This window comes from Deltaproteobacteria bacterium (assembly GCA_005879795.1).
Lineage (GTDB): Bacteria > Desulfobacterota > Binatia > DP-6 > DP-6 > DP-6.
On sequence record VBKJ01000141.1, the window covers coordinates 1 to 15,955 of the forward strand.

13 protein-coding genes are annotated in these 15,955 nt (G+C 73.3%); 8 read left to right on the forward strand and 5 right to left on the reverse strand.

Annotated elements, in window-relative coordinates; translation table 11 throughout:
• Positions 1 to 787 precede the first annotated feature (787 nt).
• On the reverse strand, positions 788 to 1,573 hold the full coding sequence (locus E6J59_10780) for an RNA methyltransferase (GenBank protein ID TMB19750.1): 786 nt from the start codon (positions 1,571 to 1,573) through the stop codon (positions 788 to 790).
• Complete coding sequence (locus E6J59_10785) at positions 1,574 to 3,067, reverse strand: aldehyde dehydrogenase family protein (GenBank protein ID TMB19751.1); 1,494 nt, start codon at positions 3,065 to 3,067, stop codon at positions 1,574 to 1,576. It lies immediately after the preceding gene.
• Positions 3,068 to 3,291: 224 nt separating this feature from the next.
• Here E6J59_10785 and E6J59_10790 point away from each other — a divergent pair, with 224 nt between their 5' ends.
• Positions 3,292 to 3,546, forward strand: coding sequence for a hypothetical protein (locus E6J59_10790; protein TMB19752.1), 255 nt, complete (start codon positions 3,292 to 3,294; stop codon positions 3,544 to 3,546).
• Between the two features lie 25 nt (positions 3,547 to 3,571).
• Positions 3,572 to 4,009 carry a type II toxin-antitoxin system VapC family toxin gene (locus tag E6J59_10795; protein TMB19753.1) on the forward strand — a complete coding sequence of 146 codons (438 nt, stop codon included), beginning with the start codon at positions 3,572 to 3,574 and terminating at the stop codon, positions 4,007 to 4,009.
• Between the two features lie 21 nt (positions 4,010 to 4,030).
• On the opposite strand, the gene E6J59_10800 is transcribed toward E6J59_10795, so the two are convergent.
• Genes E6J59_10800 through E6J59_10810 form a run of 3 tightly spaced genes read right to left on the reverse strand, consistent with a single transcriptional unit; the run spans position 4,031 to position 6,406 of the window.
• Complete coding sequence (locus E6J59_10800) at positions 4,031 to 4,966, reverse strand: class I SAM-dependent methyltransferase (protein TMB19754.1); 936 nt, start codon at positions 4,964 to 4,966, stop codon at positions 4,031 to 4,033.
• A gap of 4 nt (positions 4,967 to 4,970) precedes the next feature.
• Positions 4,971 to 6,062: an NAD(P)/FAD-dependent oxidoreductase gene (locus E6J59_10805; protein ID TMB19755.1), complete on the reverse strand. Its 1,092-nt coding sequence runs from the start codon at positions 6,060 to 6,062 to the stop codon at positions 4,971 to 4,973.
• On the reverse strand, positions 6,059 to 6,406 hold the full coding sequence (locus E6J59_10810) for an SCP2 sterol-binding domain-containing protein (protein TMB19756.1): 348 nt from the start codon (positions 6,404 to 6,406) through the stop codon (positions 6,059 to 6,061). The genes E6J59_10805 and E6J59_10810 overlap by 4 nt, the downstream gene beginning before the upstream one ends.
• A 79-nt stretch (positions 6,407 to 6,485) precedes the next feature.
• Here E6J59_10810 and E6J59_10815 point away from each other — a divergent pair, with 79 nt between their 5' ends.
• The 6 genes from E6J59_10815 (at position 6,486) to E6J59_10840 (ending at position 15,952) form a co-directional block, all read left to right on the forward strand.
• Positions 6,486 to 7,289, forward strand: coding sequence for a heme-dependent peroxidase (locus E6J59_10815; GenBank protein ID TMB19757.1), 804 nt, complete (start codon positions 6,486 to 6,488; stop codon positions 7,287 to 7,289).
• 46 nt (positions 7,290 to 7,335) lie between these two features.
• Entirely contained in the window at positions 7,336 to 8,022 is a 687-nt protein-coding gene (locus E6J59_10820; protein ID TMB19758.1) for a sulfite exporter TauE/SafE family protein, read from the forward strand.
• A gap of 117 nt (positions 8,023 to 8,139) precedes the next feature.
• Positions 8,140 to 9,612, forward strand: a complete 1,473-nt coding sequence (locus E6J59_10825; GenBank protein TMB19759.1) for an adenylate/guanylate cyclase domain-containing protein — start codon at positions 8,140 to 8,142, stop codon at positions 9,610 to 9,612.
• Between the two features lie 115 nt (positions 9,613 to 9,727).
• Positions 9,728 to 10,429 (forward strand): urease accessory protein UreH, encoded by a 702-nt coding sequence (locus E6J59_10830; protein ID TMB19760.1) that lies wholly within the window; start codon positions 9,728 to 9,730, stop codon positions 10,427 to 10,429.
• A 157-nt stretch (positions 10,430 to 10,586) separates the two neighbouring features.
• Positions 10,587 to 13,736, forward strand: coding sequence for a hypothetical protein (locus E6J59_10835; GenBank protein ID TMB19761.1), 3,150 nt, complete (start codon positions 10,587 to 10,589; stop codon positions 13,734 to 13,736).
• Positions 13,737 to 13,747: 11 nt separating this feature from the next.
• Positions 13,748 to 15,952 carry an FdhF/YdeP family oxidoreductase gene (locus E6J59_10840; GenBank protein ID TMB19762.1) on the forward strand — a complete coding sequence of 735 codons (2,205 nt, stop codon included), beginning with the start codon at positions 13,748 to 13,750 and terminating at the stop codon, positions 15,950 to 15,952.
• Positions 15,953 to 15,955: the final 3 nt, after the last annotated feature.

Sequence of the window (15,955 nt, forward strand, 5' to 3'; positions counted from 1 at the left end):
GGGCGGAACGGTGCTACTGTTTTGTCCGATGTTCTTGTCCAGTTCGAAGAAATTCGAAACCATTGGACTGCATGTACTAGCCCGCCCGACGCCCCCCAGAGAGAGCGCCAGGAGGGGCGAGGCGATCATGACCACCAGCGTGTACCCGCGCTTCTGTATCCTGATTTGCATTACTCCCCCTTTGTTATGAGCTCAAAGTCGTCTTTTAGTCTTGATAGACCGCCAAAGTCAGATCTCCATCGGATCTGTACTCGGTCGTCTACGCCATGCGCGTCGCTGGCGTCAAGACCTAAATCGTTAAATACCGCCTCTTACTGGCGGGCCTTGGCTAGGTTCCTTGCGTATCGCAAGTGCAATAGTGCAAGTTCGCAAGTTCAGACGCGTCCCGCGAACAGGTTAGTGGCCGCGGGGAGCGCGGGGGACGGAAGCAAGCGAGCCGGACCAGGGGCGGATCGGCCACCGCCACGCTGCCGGGGCCGGGAACCCGCTCCCGGTGTCGCCCGGCAGACTGTCAGAGCCTTTCCCGGTGGGTGCCTTGCGCAGCGCGTCAGCGTTTTTTCGACCAGCTCCCTCCCGCCGCCCCCTCACGAGGAGGCTGGTCCGGGAACTGAGACAAGGAGCGACGGAGCGGGGAGCCCGAGGGCGCCGAGCCGTATGGTGATCCTCCGCTGCCCGCCCCCCCCCAGCGTCGTTGCGACAGGGGCAGGGCAACGCTGGGCCAGTCCGCGCGGCGCTTCCCGTTGGTGCCGACCCGTGGTGCGGCGTCGTGAGGGGGAGCCCGCCTCCTTCAGCGCGCGAGGCGATGCAGCGCGATCCCCGAGGCGGTGGCGACGTTCAGCGAATGGCCCCGGCCCGCCATCCGGATCGCGACCGCGACGTCGGCGGCGGCGCGTGCGGCAGGGCTCACACCCTCGCCCTCGGCGCCGAGCAGCAGGGCGACCCGCTCCGGGACGGGCCGGCTGGTGCCGAGGTCGGCGACGTCGACGTCGCCGTCGGGCGTGAGCGCGACGATCGTGAACCCGTGCTCCTGGAGCCGCACGAGCGCGCCGGGCCACGGCGCCGCGCGCGCGAACGGCACGACCAGCGTCCCGCCCATCGAGACGCGGATCGCCTTGCGGTAGAGGGGGTCGGAGCAGCCGGGCGCCAGGAGCACGCCGCCGGCAGCGAACGCCATGGCGTTCCGGAAGACGCCGCCCACGTTGTCGGGGTTCGTGACCCCCTCGAGCACGACGAGGAGGCGCGTGTCGAGCAACGCATCGAGCGGGAGCTCCGCGCCGCGCTCCCCCACCGCCAGGCAGCCGCGGTGGAAGTTGAAGCCGACCACGCGCCCGAGCGTCTCCTCGGGCGCCACGTAGACGGGGAGCCCGTCGGCGAGGACGTCGCGCAGGTCCTCCGCCGCCGCCTCGGTCGCCAGCACCGAGCGGGCGCGGAAGCGCGAGCCGAGGAGCCGGCGCACCACCTGCCGGCTCTCGGCGACGAACGTCCCCGCGCGGCGGCGCCGCTCCCCGTCCCTCAGCTCGCGATAGTCCGCGAGGCGCGGATCATCGGCGTCGCGGACGCGCTCGACTCCCATTCATATCTGCAGCCACACGCTCTTCACCTGGGTGTAGAGGTCGAGCGCGTAGCGGCCCAGCTCGCGCCCGTAGCCGCTCTGCTTGTAACCGCCGAAGGGCGAGACCGGGTCGAACACGTTGTAGCAGTTGACCCACACCGTGCCCGCGCGGATGGCGCGCGCCACCCGGTGCGCCTTGCTCACGTCGCGGGTCCAGACGCCGGCGGCGAGGCCGTAGGTGGTGTCGTTGCCCTGGAGCACGGCGTCGTCCTCGTCCTTGAACGGGATCACGGAGACGACCGGGCCGAAGATCTCCTCGCGCGCGATCTTCATGTCGTTGCGCACGCCGGTGAAGACCGTGGGCTTCACGTAGTAGCCCTTCTCGAGCCCCTTCGCCGTGTTGCGCTCGCCGCCGATGAGCGGCTTCGCGCCCTCCTTCTTGCCCGCCTCGAGATAGCCCGTCACCCGATCGAGCTGCTCCTCGCTGACCAGCGGGCCGATGCGCGTCTCGGGGTCGAGGCCGGGGCCCTGCTTCATGCCCGCGGCCGTCTTGGCGAGCTTGTCGGCGAACTCGTCGTGCATCTTCTGCTCGACGAAGAGGCGCGTGCCGGCGCAGCACACCTGCCCGGCGCAGAAGAAGACGCCGAGCAGCGCGCCCTGCACGGCGGCGTCCGTGTCCGCGTCGCTGAACACGATGTTGGGCGACTTGCCGCCCAGCTCGAGCGACACGCGCTTGAGCGTCGACGCGGTCTCGCGGTGGATCTCCTTCCCCACCTCGGTCGAGCCCGTGAAGGCGATCTTGTCGACCATGGGATGGCGGACGAGGGCGCCGCCGGCGGTCGGCCCGAAGCCGGGCACGATGTTGACGACGCCGGCGGGCACACCGGCCTCGAGCAGCAGCTCGCCCAGGCGGAGCGCCGTGAGCGGGGTCTGCTCGGCCGGCTTGAGGACGCAGGTGTTGCCGCACGCGAGCGCCGGCGCGAGCTTCCAGGCGCACATGAGGAGCGGGAAGTTCCACGGGATGATCTGCCCGCACACGCCCACCGGCTCGCGCAGCGTGAAGTTGAAGAAGGCCGCGTCGGAGGGGTTGGTCTCGCCGTAGATCTTGTTCACCCAGCCGGCGTAGTAGCGGAAGGTCTCGGCGCTGGCCGGGATGTCGACGTGGCGGCTCTCCGTGAAGGGCTTCCCGTTGTCGAGCGTCTCGAGCTGCGCCAGCTCGTCGCCGTTCGCCTCGATCAGGTCGGCGATCCTGAGCAGGAGGCGCTGGCGCTCGCTCGGGTTCGTGCGCGCCCATCTCCCATCGTCGAAGGTCCGGCGCGCGGCGCGCGCGGCGCGGTCGATGTCCTCCTTGTCGCCCTCCGCGACCCGCGCGAGCACCTGGCCCGTGGCGGGGTTGATGGTCTCGAACGTCTTCCCCGACGCCGCCTCGACCCACTTGCCGTCGATCAGCATCTTGCGGACCGGCGCGGCGACGAAGCGCTCCACTGCCGACTGGAGCTGAACCGCTGCACCCATGGCGCCCTCCTTGCGGGTTGGTGTTCGGGAGGCATCGTAGGCCCGGGGGCGCTGAGCGGTCAACCGACTCTCTGCACCGCTCGAGGCCAGCCGGTCGGTGCGCCGCTCGGCCCGATCCCGCCTGTGCGGTCTCTCGGCGCTTCGGAGGTGACGGACAGTGAGCAGTTCGAGCCAGGCACCCCGTTGGCTTGGCTCTCTCTGTGAAACATGTTAATCCAGCGGCCATGACGCGCATGTCCGTCCGTGACATCCGCCAGCGGTGGCCAGAGGCGGAGCGCGTCCTGGCGACGACGGGCGAGATCATCGTTACCCGGGACTCGAAGCCGGTGGCGCGCATCCTTCCCTATCGTCACCCCCGCCGCCCCAGCCGGGCTCGCTTCGATCCCGCCGCACATAGCCGCTGGCTCCGAGGCTTCTGGAAGAAGCGCGCGGCGGGTGTCTCCACGGACGAGCTCTTGAAGCGCGATCGCTCCGAGTAGTGGCGCCCGTCGGCTGACGGTCGTCATGGCGGGTCTCTACCTCGATACGAGCTGCTTCCTGAAGCTCTTCTTCCCCGAGCCGGAGACTTCGAGGGTCCTCGAGCTGGCCGGCAGAGAGGAGCAGATCGTCGTCTCGACGCTCGCCCGGCTCGAGGCGCTGGTGCAGGTCCAGGCGCGGGTGGCGACGCGGCTCCTCTCCGCGCGGGCGGCGACCGCGCTCATCGCCCGCATGGATGGCCTGCTTCGCCGCGAGCCCTATGAACTCGTCGCATGCCCCCCGGGCATCATCGAGATCGCGGAGTCGCAGATCCGGCCCGTGGCGAAGTCCACTTACTGCCGAACCCTGGATCGGCTCCACCTGGCGACCATGCAGGGCCTCGGGCTGCGCCGCCTGCTGACGAACGATGATGCTCAGGCGCGCGCGGCGCGCGTGCTCCGCTTCGAGGTCGGGTCGCCCCGCTGACCACGTAGGCGGACCCGGGACTCAGGACGCGCGTGCGAGCTTGCGCCGTTCGGCCGGCGCCGCTGCCGAGTAGATCCCCTCCCGCGTGGTCGGCACCGCGCCGCGCACCGCCGGATCGGGGCGCGAGGCGACCACCTGGTAGAGGCCGGTCGAGCCCTGCGTGAAGGCGACCGACGACGCGGCCAGGTAGGCGATCCACGTGCGGTAGATGCGCTCGCCGACCAGCGCCCGCGCCCGCTCTGCATTCGCCTGCAGGCGCTCGACCCACTGCCGCGTGGTGCGCGCGTAGTGCTCGCGCAGGCTCTCCACGTCGCGGATATCGAAGCGCGCGCGCTCGAGCACGTCGAGGATGTGGCTCACGTTGTCCATCTCGCCGTTCGGGAAGACGTGGCGCTCGAGGAACGCGGTCTCGGAGGTGCGCCGCCAGTGCTTCTCGTGCGTGATGCCGTGGTTCAGGAAGAGGCCGCCCGGCGCGAGGAGCTGGTGCACGCGCGCGAAGTAGGCCGGGTAGTTCCTGATCCCGATGTGCTCGATGACGCCGACGGCGGCGATCTTGTCGAAACGGAGGTCGCCGGGCAGGTCGCGGTAGTCCAGGTGGTCGACGCGGGCGCGCTCCTGGAGGCCCAGGCGGCGGATCCATGCCTGCCCGTACTCGGCCTGGGCGCGCGAGAGGGTCACGCCGCGGACGTCCGCGCCGTAGCGCTCGGCCGCCCACACGACCAGGCTGCCCCACCCGCAGCCGATGTCGAGGAGCCGCTCGCCCGCCTCGAGCCGCAGCTTCCGGCACACGAGGTCGAGCTTGTCCTCCTGCGCCTGGTCGAGGTCGCCGTCGGGGCGGCGGTAGTAGGCGCAGGTGTAGACCATGCGCCGGTCGAGGAAGAGGGCGTAGAACTCGTTCGACGCGTCGTAGTGGTACGCGATCGCCCTGGCATCGAATCGCTTCGTGCGGAGCCTCATGGCATCACCCGATCCCGAACGCGCCCTCGAGGACGAGGCGCCGGCGCAGCCCGGGGCGCGTGCAGGCGAGCCGTGCGGCGAGAACGATGAGAAGGTCCGGAGCGTGGCGCGCGAGGCGGGCGAGCGCGCCGGCCGGGCGACCGAAGGCCTCCGCGATCCGCGCGGGGTAGGTGGCCGGCCCGCCGTCGAGGATTGTCTCGGCGGCGAGGCAGGCGCTCCGCACCGCCGGGCCGATGCCCTCGCCCGAGATGTCGCGCGCGAGCCCGGCCGCGTTACCGACCAGCGCGAAGCGCTCGCCGCCGAGCCGCCGCGGCTGGCCGCGCCGGATCGCGTACGCGTGCCCGCGAAAGGGCATGAGCGCGAGGTCGTCGGGCAGCCGCCCGCTGGCGCGGAGGCGACCCAGCAGCCGGTCGAGCCGGCGGCGGATCGGCTCGCCGCCGAGCGCGCCCACGCCGACGTTCAGGAAGTCGCCCTTCGTGAAGTACCAGCCGTAGCCCTTGAAGTCGGGCTCGGCGATCAGCTCGGGCCAGCCGTGGCGGGGCGTGAGCGCGCGCAGGCGCTCCGCGCCGACGCTCGTCTCGCTCTCCTGCGTCACGACCACGTGCTCCTCGCCGCGCGCGCGCCCGAGCCCACGCGCGACCGGGCAGCCGTGCCCGCCCGCGCCGACCACGATCCCGGCGTGGACGGTGCCGGCGTCGCTCGCGACCTCGACGCCGCCCGGGAACGCGCGCACCTCGCGCACCCGCGCGCCCTCGTGCACCCGGGCTCCGGCCGCCGCCGCGCGGCGGAGGAGGAACGTGTCGAACTCCGCGCGCACGATGCCGTAGCTCGCCGTGCGGTCCCAGTGTGTCTCGTGCTCGTGGTCGCCGACCGCGACCGAGACGGCAGAGAAGGGCTGGATGGTGTACGGGTAGGCCGACGGGTCGAGCTCCAGGTCGGCGAGCGCCGCGTGCGTAACCCAGCCGGCGCAGAGCTTGACGCGGGGGAAAGTCGCGGCGTCGAAGAGGGTGACGCGCGCCCCCGCACGGGCGAGCCGCCACGCCACCGTGCTGCCCGCGGGCCCGCCGCCCACCACGAGGACGTCGGGCGCCGTCATACGCGGAGCAGTCCTGCCAGCACCGCGAGCCGGCTCCCGAGCGGCACGCGCAGCCGCTCGATCGCGTTGGCCGTGCGCATGGCGGCGAAGATGTCCCCCTCGATGTCGAGGTCACCGTGGATGTATGCCTCGCCGAAGCGGAGCGGCGTGGGACGCTGGACGATGCGCCGGAACGCGCCGCGCGAGCGGAACACGACCGCGAAGTCGCTCTCGCCCGGCCCGCCCACGCGCGCCGTGGTCCCGTCCCACAGGCGGAAGGTGAGCGGTGCCTCGAGGGAGGCGAAGACGCGCCGGAGGAGCCCGGCCGCCGCCGCCGCGCGCCGATCCGGGGGCGCCGAGGGCATGCCCGCCCTCTCTAGCGCACTGGCCGCGTCCTGAGAAGTGCCTTTCACAGGCCCCCGGGCGCGCGCTATCGTGGACCCGGTGAGCGCCGCTCCCGTGACCCTGGAGGGCTGGTACGTCCTCCACGAGATGTACGCGGTCGACTGGCCGCGCTGGAACGGGCTCGGCGGCGCGGACCGGGACGCGGTCGTCGCCGAGGCGACGGCGCTCCTCGAACGGCAGGCGGCGCCGCGAGACGGCCACAGCGGCTCCTGGACGCTCCTCACGCACAAAGGTGACCTCTGCCTCATGCACTGGCGCCGCGACCTGGAGGCGCTGCGCGCCGAGGAGGTGGCCCTGGCGCGCACCCGCCTGCGCGCGTTCCTGGTCCCCGCCTATTCCTATCTGTCCGTGATCGAGCTCGGCACCTACGACCTCGCCGGGCACGCCGAGGCGCGGCTCAAGACGCGGGGCGTGGCGCCGGAGGGGGCGCAGCTCGAGGAGGAGATGCGACAGATGGCCGCGCCGCGTCTCTTCCCGAAGATCCCGCCGCGCCGCTACCTCTGCTTCTACCCGATGTCGAAGCGGCGCGGCGAGCAGGTGAACTGGTACGACCTGCCCCCCGCGGCGCGCGCCGAGCTGATGCGCGGCCACGGCGAGATCGGGCGCAGGTACGCCGGCCGCGTGACGCAGGTGATCGCGGGCTCGGTCGGCCTCGACGACTGGGAATGGGGCGTCACGCTCTTCGCCGACGACCCGCTCGTCTTCAAGAAGCTCGTGCACGAGATGCGCTTCGACCCGGCGAGCTCGCGCTACGCGCTCTTCGGGCCGTTCTACGTCGGCATCCGGTTCGCGGCGGCGAAGCTCGGCGAGGTCCTGCGCACGGGAGTCGCCGGCGCCGACTGATCCGGGCCAGCTCGCGGCGCTCGCCGCCCTCGTCCTCGCGGCGGCGGTGCTCTACTCCTCGGTCGGCCACGGCGGGGCGTCCGCGTACCTGGCCGCGATGGGGCTCTTCGGCGTCGCCCCCGCCGCCATGCGGCCGGCCGCGCTCGCGATGAACATCGTGGTGGCGGCGGTGGGGACGTGGCGCTTCGCGTCCGCGGGCGCCGTCCCGGGGGGGCTCCTGCTGCCGCTCTGCGCCGCGTCGGTGCCGGCGGCGTTCGTCGGCGGCGCGATCAGGCTGCCCGCCAGCGTCTACGCGCCGCTCCTCGCGCTGACGCTCCTCGTCGGGGCCTGGCGTCTCTGGTCGCGGCTGGAGCGCGGCGACCTCCGCCCGGCGCCGCCGGCACGCACGCTGCTCGTGATCGGCGCTGGCTTCGGCCTCCTCGCCGGGCTGACCGGTATCGGCGGGGGCATCTTCCTCTCGCCGACGCTCATCCTGGCCGGCTGGGAGACGCCGCGACGCACGGCGGGCGCGTCGGTCGTGTTCATCCTGGTGAACTCGATCGCCGGCATCCTCGGGCACCTGTCGACCGCCGGCCAGGTGCCACCCGGGACGGCGCTCCTCGCCGCGGTCGCCCTCGCCGGCGGGCTCTATGGCTCGTGGCTCGGCGCGCGGCGGCTACCACCGCTCGCGCTCCGGCGGCTGCTCGCGGCGGTGCTCGTGATCGCGGGGACGAAGCTCCTGCTCTCGGGATAGCCCGCCCTCGGCACCCTCGCCTCGGGGGTGCGATCGCGCTAGGGAGGGACCATCCGCAGGCGTCTCGTCACCGTCCCCGACCTGGTCCGTACCCTGCCCAACCTGGCGGGAGCGGCGATGGTCTACTTCTACTTCAACTACGTCGACCCCTGGGGGCCTCCACGGCGCCCGCTGCTGGACCTCGGGGTGTTCGTGGTCGTCACCGCGACGATCGTGGTCGCCACCTTCATCTTCGGCATCCGTATATTCGGCCCGCTCCAGGCGTGGCGCGCGCGCCTGCTGCACGGGGCCGATCCAGCGGCAGTGCCCGGCTACATCCGTCGCCGGGCCCTGAACCGCCCCCTCGCCGTCGCCACCTTCAGCATGGCGGGCTGGACGCTGGCCGGCCTCTTCTACTTTCCCTACCAGCTCTGGGTGGTCGGCACCGACCCGGAGCAGGCCGCGCGCGTCCTCTCCGGCATCCTGTTCGTCGGCGGGCCGGTGGCCTCGGCGCTCGCCTTCCTGGTCGCCGAGTACTACTCCCGCCGCGACATCCCGCTCTTCTTCCCCGAGGGACGGCTCGAGCGCAGCGGCGTCCTCCGGGTCCCCATCCTGATGCGCCTGGGCGCCACCTTCTTCGTCACCTCGGTGCTGCCGCCCCTGCTCATGCTGATGGTGAGCGTGAGCCTGGTGCGCCGCTTCGGCGGCGAGCTGCCGGAGGAGATGCGGCCGCTCTGGGTCCAGCTCCTGCGCACGCAGGCGTACATCGTGGTGGCGACCGGCGGGGCGTCGTTCGTGATGGCGCTCCTGGTCGCGCGCTTCATCAACCGGCCGGTGCAGGCGCTCCGCTCCGCGATGGCGCGGGTCGCCGCCGGCGACCTCGACGTGCGCGTGCCCGTGCGGTCGACGGACGAGCTCGGCGAGCTGAACGAGCGTTTCAACGCGATGGTCGAGGAGCTCAGGCGCGCGGCGCGCATGCGCGAGCTCTTCGGGCGCTACGTGAGCCGCGCGGTGGCCGAGCAGGCGCTCGAGCGCGGCGTCGCGCTCGGCGGCGAGCTCACGCAGGCGACGGCGATGTTCGTCGACCTGCGCGGCTTCACCGCGATGACCCAGCGCACGCCGCCGGCGCGCGTGGTCGAGCTCCTGAACGAGTACTACGCCGTCGTCGCGCGGGTGGTCGAGCGCGAGGGCGGCCTCATCACGCAGTTCCTCGGCGACGGCGTGGTGGCGGTCTTCGGAGGACCGCTCCGCCCGCTCCCCGACCACGCCCGCCACGCGGTGAGGGCGGCCATCGCCGTCGAGCGCGAGCTCGTCGAGCGCAACGCCGCGGGCGGCGAGCGCCTGCTGGCGGGCATCGGCATCTGCACCGGCGACATGATCGCCGGCAACGTCGGCGCCGGCGGCCGCGTCACCTACACCATCGTGGGCGACGCCGTGAACCAGGCGGCGCGCCTGCAGGTGAAGACGCGCGACCTGGGCACCTCGATCCTGGTGACCGAGTCGACGCGCGCGGCCCTCGGCGAGCCGAACGGCCTGGTCCTCCGCCCGGTTGGCGCGGTCCCGCTCAAAGGCATCGCGGCGCCGGTCGAGGTGTACGCGGTCGAGGGCTAGGAGTCCGGACGGTCCCCTTGGCGAGCGCGATCGTCGTCTCGATCGCCGGGCTCCTGATCGTCGCCCAGGCCCTGGTGCAGATCGGCGTGCTGCGCGCCGGGACATAGGCGCCGACGTGCCCCACAGCGCCCTCGGCCTGCTCGCCTTCGGGTTCGTCCTCGGCCTCCGCCACGCCCTCGACGTCGATCACCTGGCGGCCGTGTCCACCATCGTGACGTCGCGGCGCAGCCTGTGGGCATCGTCGATCGTCGGCGCCGTCTGGGGTCTCGGGCACACCGCCGCGCTCCTCGCCGTCGCGCTCGTGGTCGTGGGCCTGCACGCCCAGATCCCGCCCCGGCTGGGCGCCGGTCTCGAGCTCGCGGTCGCGGCCATGCTCGTCGGGCTCGGCCTGAACCTCCTCGGGACCCTCTGGCGCGGCGGGCGGCTCCACTTCCACGGGCACGCGCACGACGGCCGCGAGCACCTACACCCGCACGTCCACCCGCGGACGCAGCGGGACGCCACGCAGCACCACCCCGTGCGCGCCGCCCGCCGGCCCTTCGTCGTCGGCCTGGTCCACGGCCTTGCCGGGAGCGCCGCGCTCATGCTCGGCGTGCTCGCGACCATCCCCTCGCCACGGCTCGCGCTCGCTTACGTGGCGACCTTCGGCGGCGGCTCGATCGGCGGCATGATCGCCATGAGCACGCTCCTCGGCATGCCGCTCGCGCTCGCGGCCGAGCGGTTCGCGCGGGCCGAGCTCGTGCTGCGGGCCTGCGCCGCGGTCGGCAGCGTGGCGGTCGGGGTGCTGCTGGCGCTGGCGACCGGCCTGCCGCGGTAGCCCCGACATCCAATGTCTCCTCGAGGCGTGCGCAGACGCGCCCTCGCCGCGGTCTGAGGGCCGGGGCCGATCCGCGCGTCCCCGCCGGCTGGTTGACACTCGCGCGCGCGCCCTCTCTACTCGAAGGGGCCGCCCTCCGGCGGCGCCGAGCGGGGTGGTGGAGGCTTCGGATGGAGACCGTGCGTCGGCCGGGGGGGAGCTCGGTAGGCTCCTCATCCTGCTGGCGCTCCTCGGGACGGCGGGCTACCTCTGGTGGGCCCAGGACGTCCCCCCGGTGTCGCCCGCGCCGGCGCCCGTGCCGGCTGCCGCCCCCGCGGCCACGCGCCCCGCCTCGCCGCTGCTCGCGCTGCCGCCGGAGCAGATGCGCGAAGGGCTCCACGCGGCGTACCGGCTCCAGCCCGACCGGCGCTGCCTCGCGGCCTTCACCGAGGTGCAGGCGTGGTTCGGCGGGCACGATCCCCTCCCCGTGTCGGCCACCTTCGAGCGGGGCGCGTGGCGGATCGAGATCGCCGGCGGGGGCGTCGGGACGCTGCCCGAGCTGCCCGACTTCGGCGACTGCATGAAGGCGCTCGAGAGGTGGGCGGTGGTGGTCGGGAAGGGGAAGGGAGCGGCGCCCGGCGGGGGGGACGCCCCCGCGCCGGGCCCGGAGCGCCTGAACCCCGCCGACCTGCTCGCCGACCTGCGCGCCGCCGACGGCAAGGCGTCGCACACCGCGGACTCGCGCGAGCTGGCACGCATCGGCCGCGACCTCGTCTACCTGACCCTCCAGTCGCTCGACCTCCTCGAGATGACGGACCGCCTGCGCGCCAAGGCGTGGGCGTTCCTCGCCATGTCGGCCGCGCTCACCGGCGCCGACCTCCGGCGGGAGACGGCGCTCCTCGCCTACCTGCTCGACTACTCCGAGAGCGCGCGCCGGCTCGCGGAGGCGCTTCCAGCCGCCGACCCGGTGCGCGCCTTCGTCCTGCGCGACGAGCGCGCGCTCGCGGCGCTGGCGGAGGCGTCGGGCGACGAGCTGAGCGCGCTGCTCGTACTCGTGCGCCGGGCCGAGGACCACGACTACCCGGGCTGGCTCGCGTGGGTGCAGGCGCACTTCATCGAGCGCCCCTTCTCGCTCCCGGTCCTCAAGTCGGCGCTCGAGCTGAACGCCTTCCTCCCCAACCGGATCTTCCCCGAGGTGATGCCGTACCTCGTCCTCGCCCACCTCTTCCGCGACACCGCCGACACGAGCTGGACGCGCAAGGTCCGCCAGCTCGACCTCTACACGGGCAGCGACGACACCGTGGGCGTCATCGCCGCGCTCATCGGCCGGGCACTACGCGTGCAGGCCGGCGACCTGGTGCTGCGCTTCGAGGGTGAGCTCGACCTGGCCGGCGGGCACTACCCGGGACCGGTGCTCGACGCCGACACGTACGCCGCGTTCTACGCCGGCTACCTCTACTCCGCGCTGTGGGCCAGCGCAGAGTTCCGGCTCGACCAGCTCGCCTCGCTGCCCGCGGCCGAGGAGTTCGCGCGCGCGCTCCCCGACGCCGACATGCCGCGCCCCGCCGCCTTCGCGCGCTGGTACCGGGACCGGATCGACGCGCGCGCGGGCAAGGCGGACCTCTCGCTCCTCCTGGCGGACCTCTCCCTTCCCGCCCCCTTCGGGGCGCGGCCGCGCTTCCGCACCTTCGACGCCCTCGATCCCTACATCGGCGCCTGGAGGCCGGAGCGCTTCGAGGCCGTGCGCCGGATGGCGGGCGCGATGGACTCGCGCCCGGTCCACGTCGCGTGGCTGGCGCGCACGGCCGAGCGCCACCTCGACGACCTGAACCTCGCCGAGCGCCTCTACCGCCACCTCCTGCGCGTCGCCGAGCGGCGCCTGCCGGGCGACGCGGTCTGGTCGGCCTATCTCTTCGGCGACACGGCCCGCCTCGAGCGCTACGTCGCCGACCCGACCCTGTCGCTCGACAGCCGGCGGCGGGCGCTCGGCTACGTCGCGTCACTGCGCGGGCGGAAGGACGCGTCCGTCGAGGGGCTCTATCGCGGCCTGCTGCGCGACTTCCCGGACAGCTGGCCGCTCACGGAGGACCTGGTCGGGTATCTCGAGTGGCGCGAGCAGTACGCGCGGGCGCGTGCGGCCGCCGAGGCGTGGCTCGCACGCGACGTCCCGCAGGCCGGCCTGGAGGGGGTCTCCGCCGAGACCGCGATCGCCCGCGCCTACTACGAGGAAGGCAGGTACGCCGAGGCGTGGGAGGCCATCAAGCCGGCGCTCCCGAGCTGGCAGAGCGGCGCGCTCGTGCGCGCCGCGCTCATCCGCGATCGCCTGGGTGACCCCCGGCACGCGGAGGCCCTCTTCCTCCTCGACATGGACCGCTACCCGGACCTGCTCTGGACGCGGACGCTGTACGTGCGGTTCCTGTGGGAGCACGGGCGCTACAAGGACGCGGCCGACACGTTGCGCGCCTTCAAGGGCCCGCTCGAGCCGCAGGCCTGGCTCGACGACATCCGCGTGCGCTTCCACGAGGCCTTCGAGAAGGCCCCCGACGAGGAGGCCCTGCAGGCGTTCGAGGCGCTCGTGAAGGGCGGGCTCCCGAGGCGCGGCCTCGGCTACCTCTGGGATCCCTTCGAGCTCCAGGGACGCCGCGAGCTCGCCTTCCGCATGAGCTCGAGCCTGACCGAGCGCAGCGTGATGGGCGTCGAGTTCCAGACCGCGAGCTATCAGATCCTGAAGCGGTGGAAGGGCGAGGCGGAGGCGCTCGCCTGGCTCCGCGCCCGCCTGCCCAGGGGGCTCCAGAACCAGGCCAGCATGGTGTTCTTCGATCGCGGCGAGGACGGCCTCCTCTGGGACGCGATCGAGCGCCCCGAGGACGGCGAGGGACCCGAGTGGGTGTGGCTGGTGCGCGCGCTCGCCGCGCTGCGCCGCGGCCCGACCGACCGCGCCCGCCGCGAGGCCCTCACCCGCTACTTCGGCACGCCGCGGCCCGACGGGGCCGACGTGCTCGGCAACTTCCTGCTCGGGAAGGCATCGGAGCGGGACGTCTGGCAGCGCGCCACCGACGCCCGCACGCGCGCCCAGGGCGCGTACGCGGTCGGGCTGAGACGCCTCTGCGAGGGGCGCTACCGCGAGGCCTCGGACTGGTTCCGCGTCACACAGGAGCTGGGGCCCGAGCAGGTGGGCGAGTACCGCTGGGCGACGAGCCAGCTGCGCGGGTGGCGCGCGCAGCAGAAGAGCCTCGACCGCATCGCGCCCCGCTGCGGCACGCCGCCGCGCGTCGGCGGAGGACGGACGCCGCGCGCTCGCCTTGCGGTCGGGGCGCGAGTCTCCTAGCCTCCGGCGCGATGGCGCGTCCGCGGGTCCGTGGGGGCGGCGGTCTCGCCGCCGTCGCCTACGTGCTGCGCAAGGGCCGCGAGGCGGGTGGCCTCGTCCGCCTCTACCGCCGGCTCCGCTCGCGCAACGCCTGCAAGACGTGCGCGCTCGGCATGGGCGGGCAGCAGGGCGGGATGGTGAACGAGGCGGGCCACTTCCCCGAGGTGTGCAAGAAGGCGGTGCAGGCGCAGGCGGGCGACATGGCCGCGCCGATCGCCGAGCAGTACTTCCGCTCGACGCCCATCGCGGCCGTGGAGCGGCTCACGTCGGCCGAGCTCGAGCGCCTCGGGCGTCTCGCCTTCCCGCTCGTCGCCACCGACGGCGACCCGCGCTTCCGCCGCATCTCGTGGGCAGAGGCGCTCGACCGGGCCGGCGCGGCGCTCCGCGGGGCGCCTCCCGACCAGGTCTTCTTCTACTCCTCGGGGCGCGCGAGCAACGAGGCGGCGTTCCTGATGCAGCTCGTGGCGCGCGCCTACGGCACGGCCAACATCCACAACTGCTCCTTCTACTGCCACAGCGCGTCCAGCGTCGCGCTCGCCCAGGTCTACGGCTCGGGCACGGCGTCGATCACGCTCGAGGACCTGACGCAGGCCGACCTGGTGCTCGTCGCCGGCGCCAACCCGGCGAGCAACCACCCGCGTCTCGTGAGCCAGCTGGTCCAGCTCCGCCGCCGCGGCGGGAAGGTGATCGTCGTGAACCCGCTGCGCGAGCTGGGGCTCGTCCGCTTCCGCGTGCCCTCCGACTGGCGCAGCATGCTCTTCGGCTCGACGGTCTCGGACCTCTACCTCCAGCCGCACGTGGGCGCCGACGTGGCGCTCTTCAAGGCCCTGCTCAAGGGCGTGGTCGAGGTGGGCGCCGCCGACCGCGCGTTCATCGCCGAGCACACGAGCGGCTGGGAGGCGGTCGCGGCAGACCTGGCGGCGTCGTCGTGGGACGAGCTCGCCCGGCGCTCGGGCGTGGCGCGCGCGGAGATCGACCGGGCGGTCGCGTTGCTCGCCGCCGCCCGGCGCGGCGTGTTCTGCTGGGCGATGGGGCTCACGCACCACGCGCACGGCGTCGACAACGTCCTCGCGCTCGCCAACCTCGCGCTGGCGCGCGGCTGGCTCGGGCGGCCGGGGTGCGGGCTGCTGCCCATCCGCGGGCACTCGAACGTGCAGGGGGTGGGGTCGTGCGGCATGACGCCGAGCCTGAAGCAGGCGTTCGCGGCCCGGCTGGAGGAGCTGTACGGCATCCGGGTGGTGCCCGGCGCCGGCCAGGACACGTACTCCTCGATGGTCGCCGCCGCCGAGGGGCGCATCCAGGCCTGCGTGCTCCTTGGCGGGAACCTCTTCGCGAGCAACCCCGACCGCGCCTGGACCGCCGCAGCGCTGCGCAGGGTCCCGACCAGCATCGCGATCACCACCAAGCTGAACGAGTGCCACGTCCACGGCCGCGGCCGGACCGCGATCATCCTGCCCGTCCTCGCGCGCGACGAGGAGGCGCAGGCGACGACGCAGGAGTCGATGTTCAACTTCGTGCGCCTCTCCGAGGGCGGCACGCCCGCCGTCGCGGGCGAGATGCGCTCCGAGGTCGAGGTGATCGCGTCCCTCGCCGAGCTGATCCTCCCTTCCGGCCGCTTCGACTGGTCGGCGCTTCGCAGCCATCGACGGCTCCGGGAGGAGATGGCGAAGGTCGTGCCCGGCTTCGGCGCCCTCGCCCGCATCGACGAGACGCGGCGCGAGTTCACGATCGCCGGCCGGACCTTCCACGAGGCGCGCTTCGCGACGCCGGACGGGCGAGCCCGCTTCCACCCCACGCCGCTCCCCGACTTCGTCCCGGCGGCCGGCGAGTTCCGCCTGACGACGCTGCGCTCCGAGGGCCAGTTCAACACCGTCGTCTACGAGGAGGAGGACGTCTATCGCGGCAACCGCCGGCGCGACGTGGTCATGATGGCGGCGGCGGACGCGGCGCGGCTCGGGGTGACGGAGGGCGACCGCGTCGTCGTCGTGACGGACGTCGGGCAGCTCGAGGCGGCGGTGGCCCTGGTCGACATCCGCCCCGGCAACCTGGCGATGTACTACCCCGAGGCGAATGCGCTCGTGCCCCGCCGCCTGGACGGCCGCTCGAAGACGCCCGCCTTCAAATCGGTCGCGGCACGCCTGCGGCGCGCGGTCGCGTCGGTGGCGCTCGCATCGTAGCGT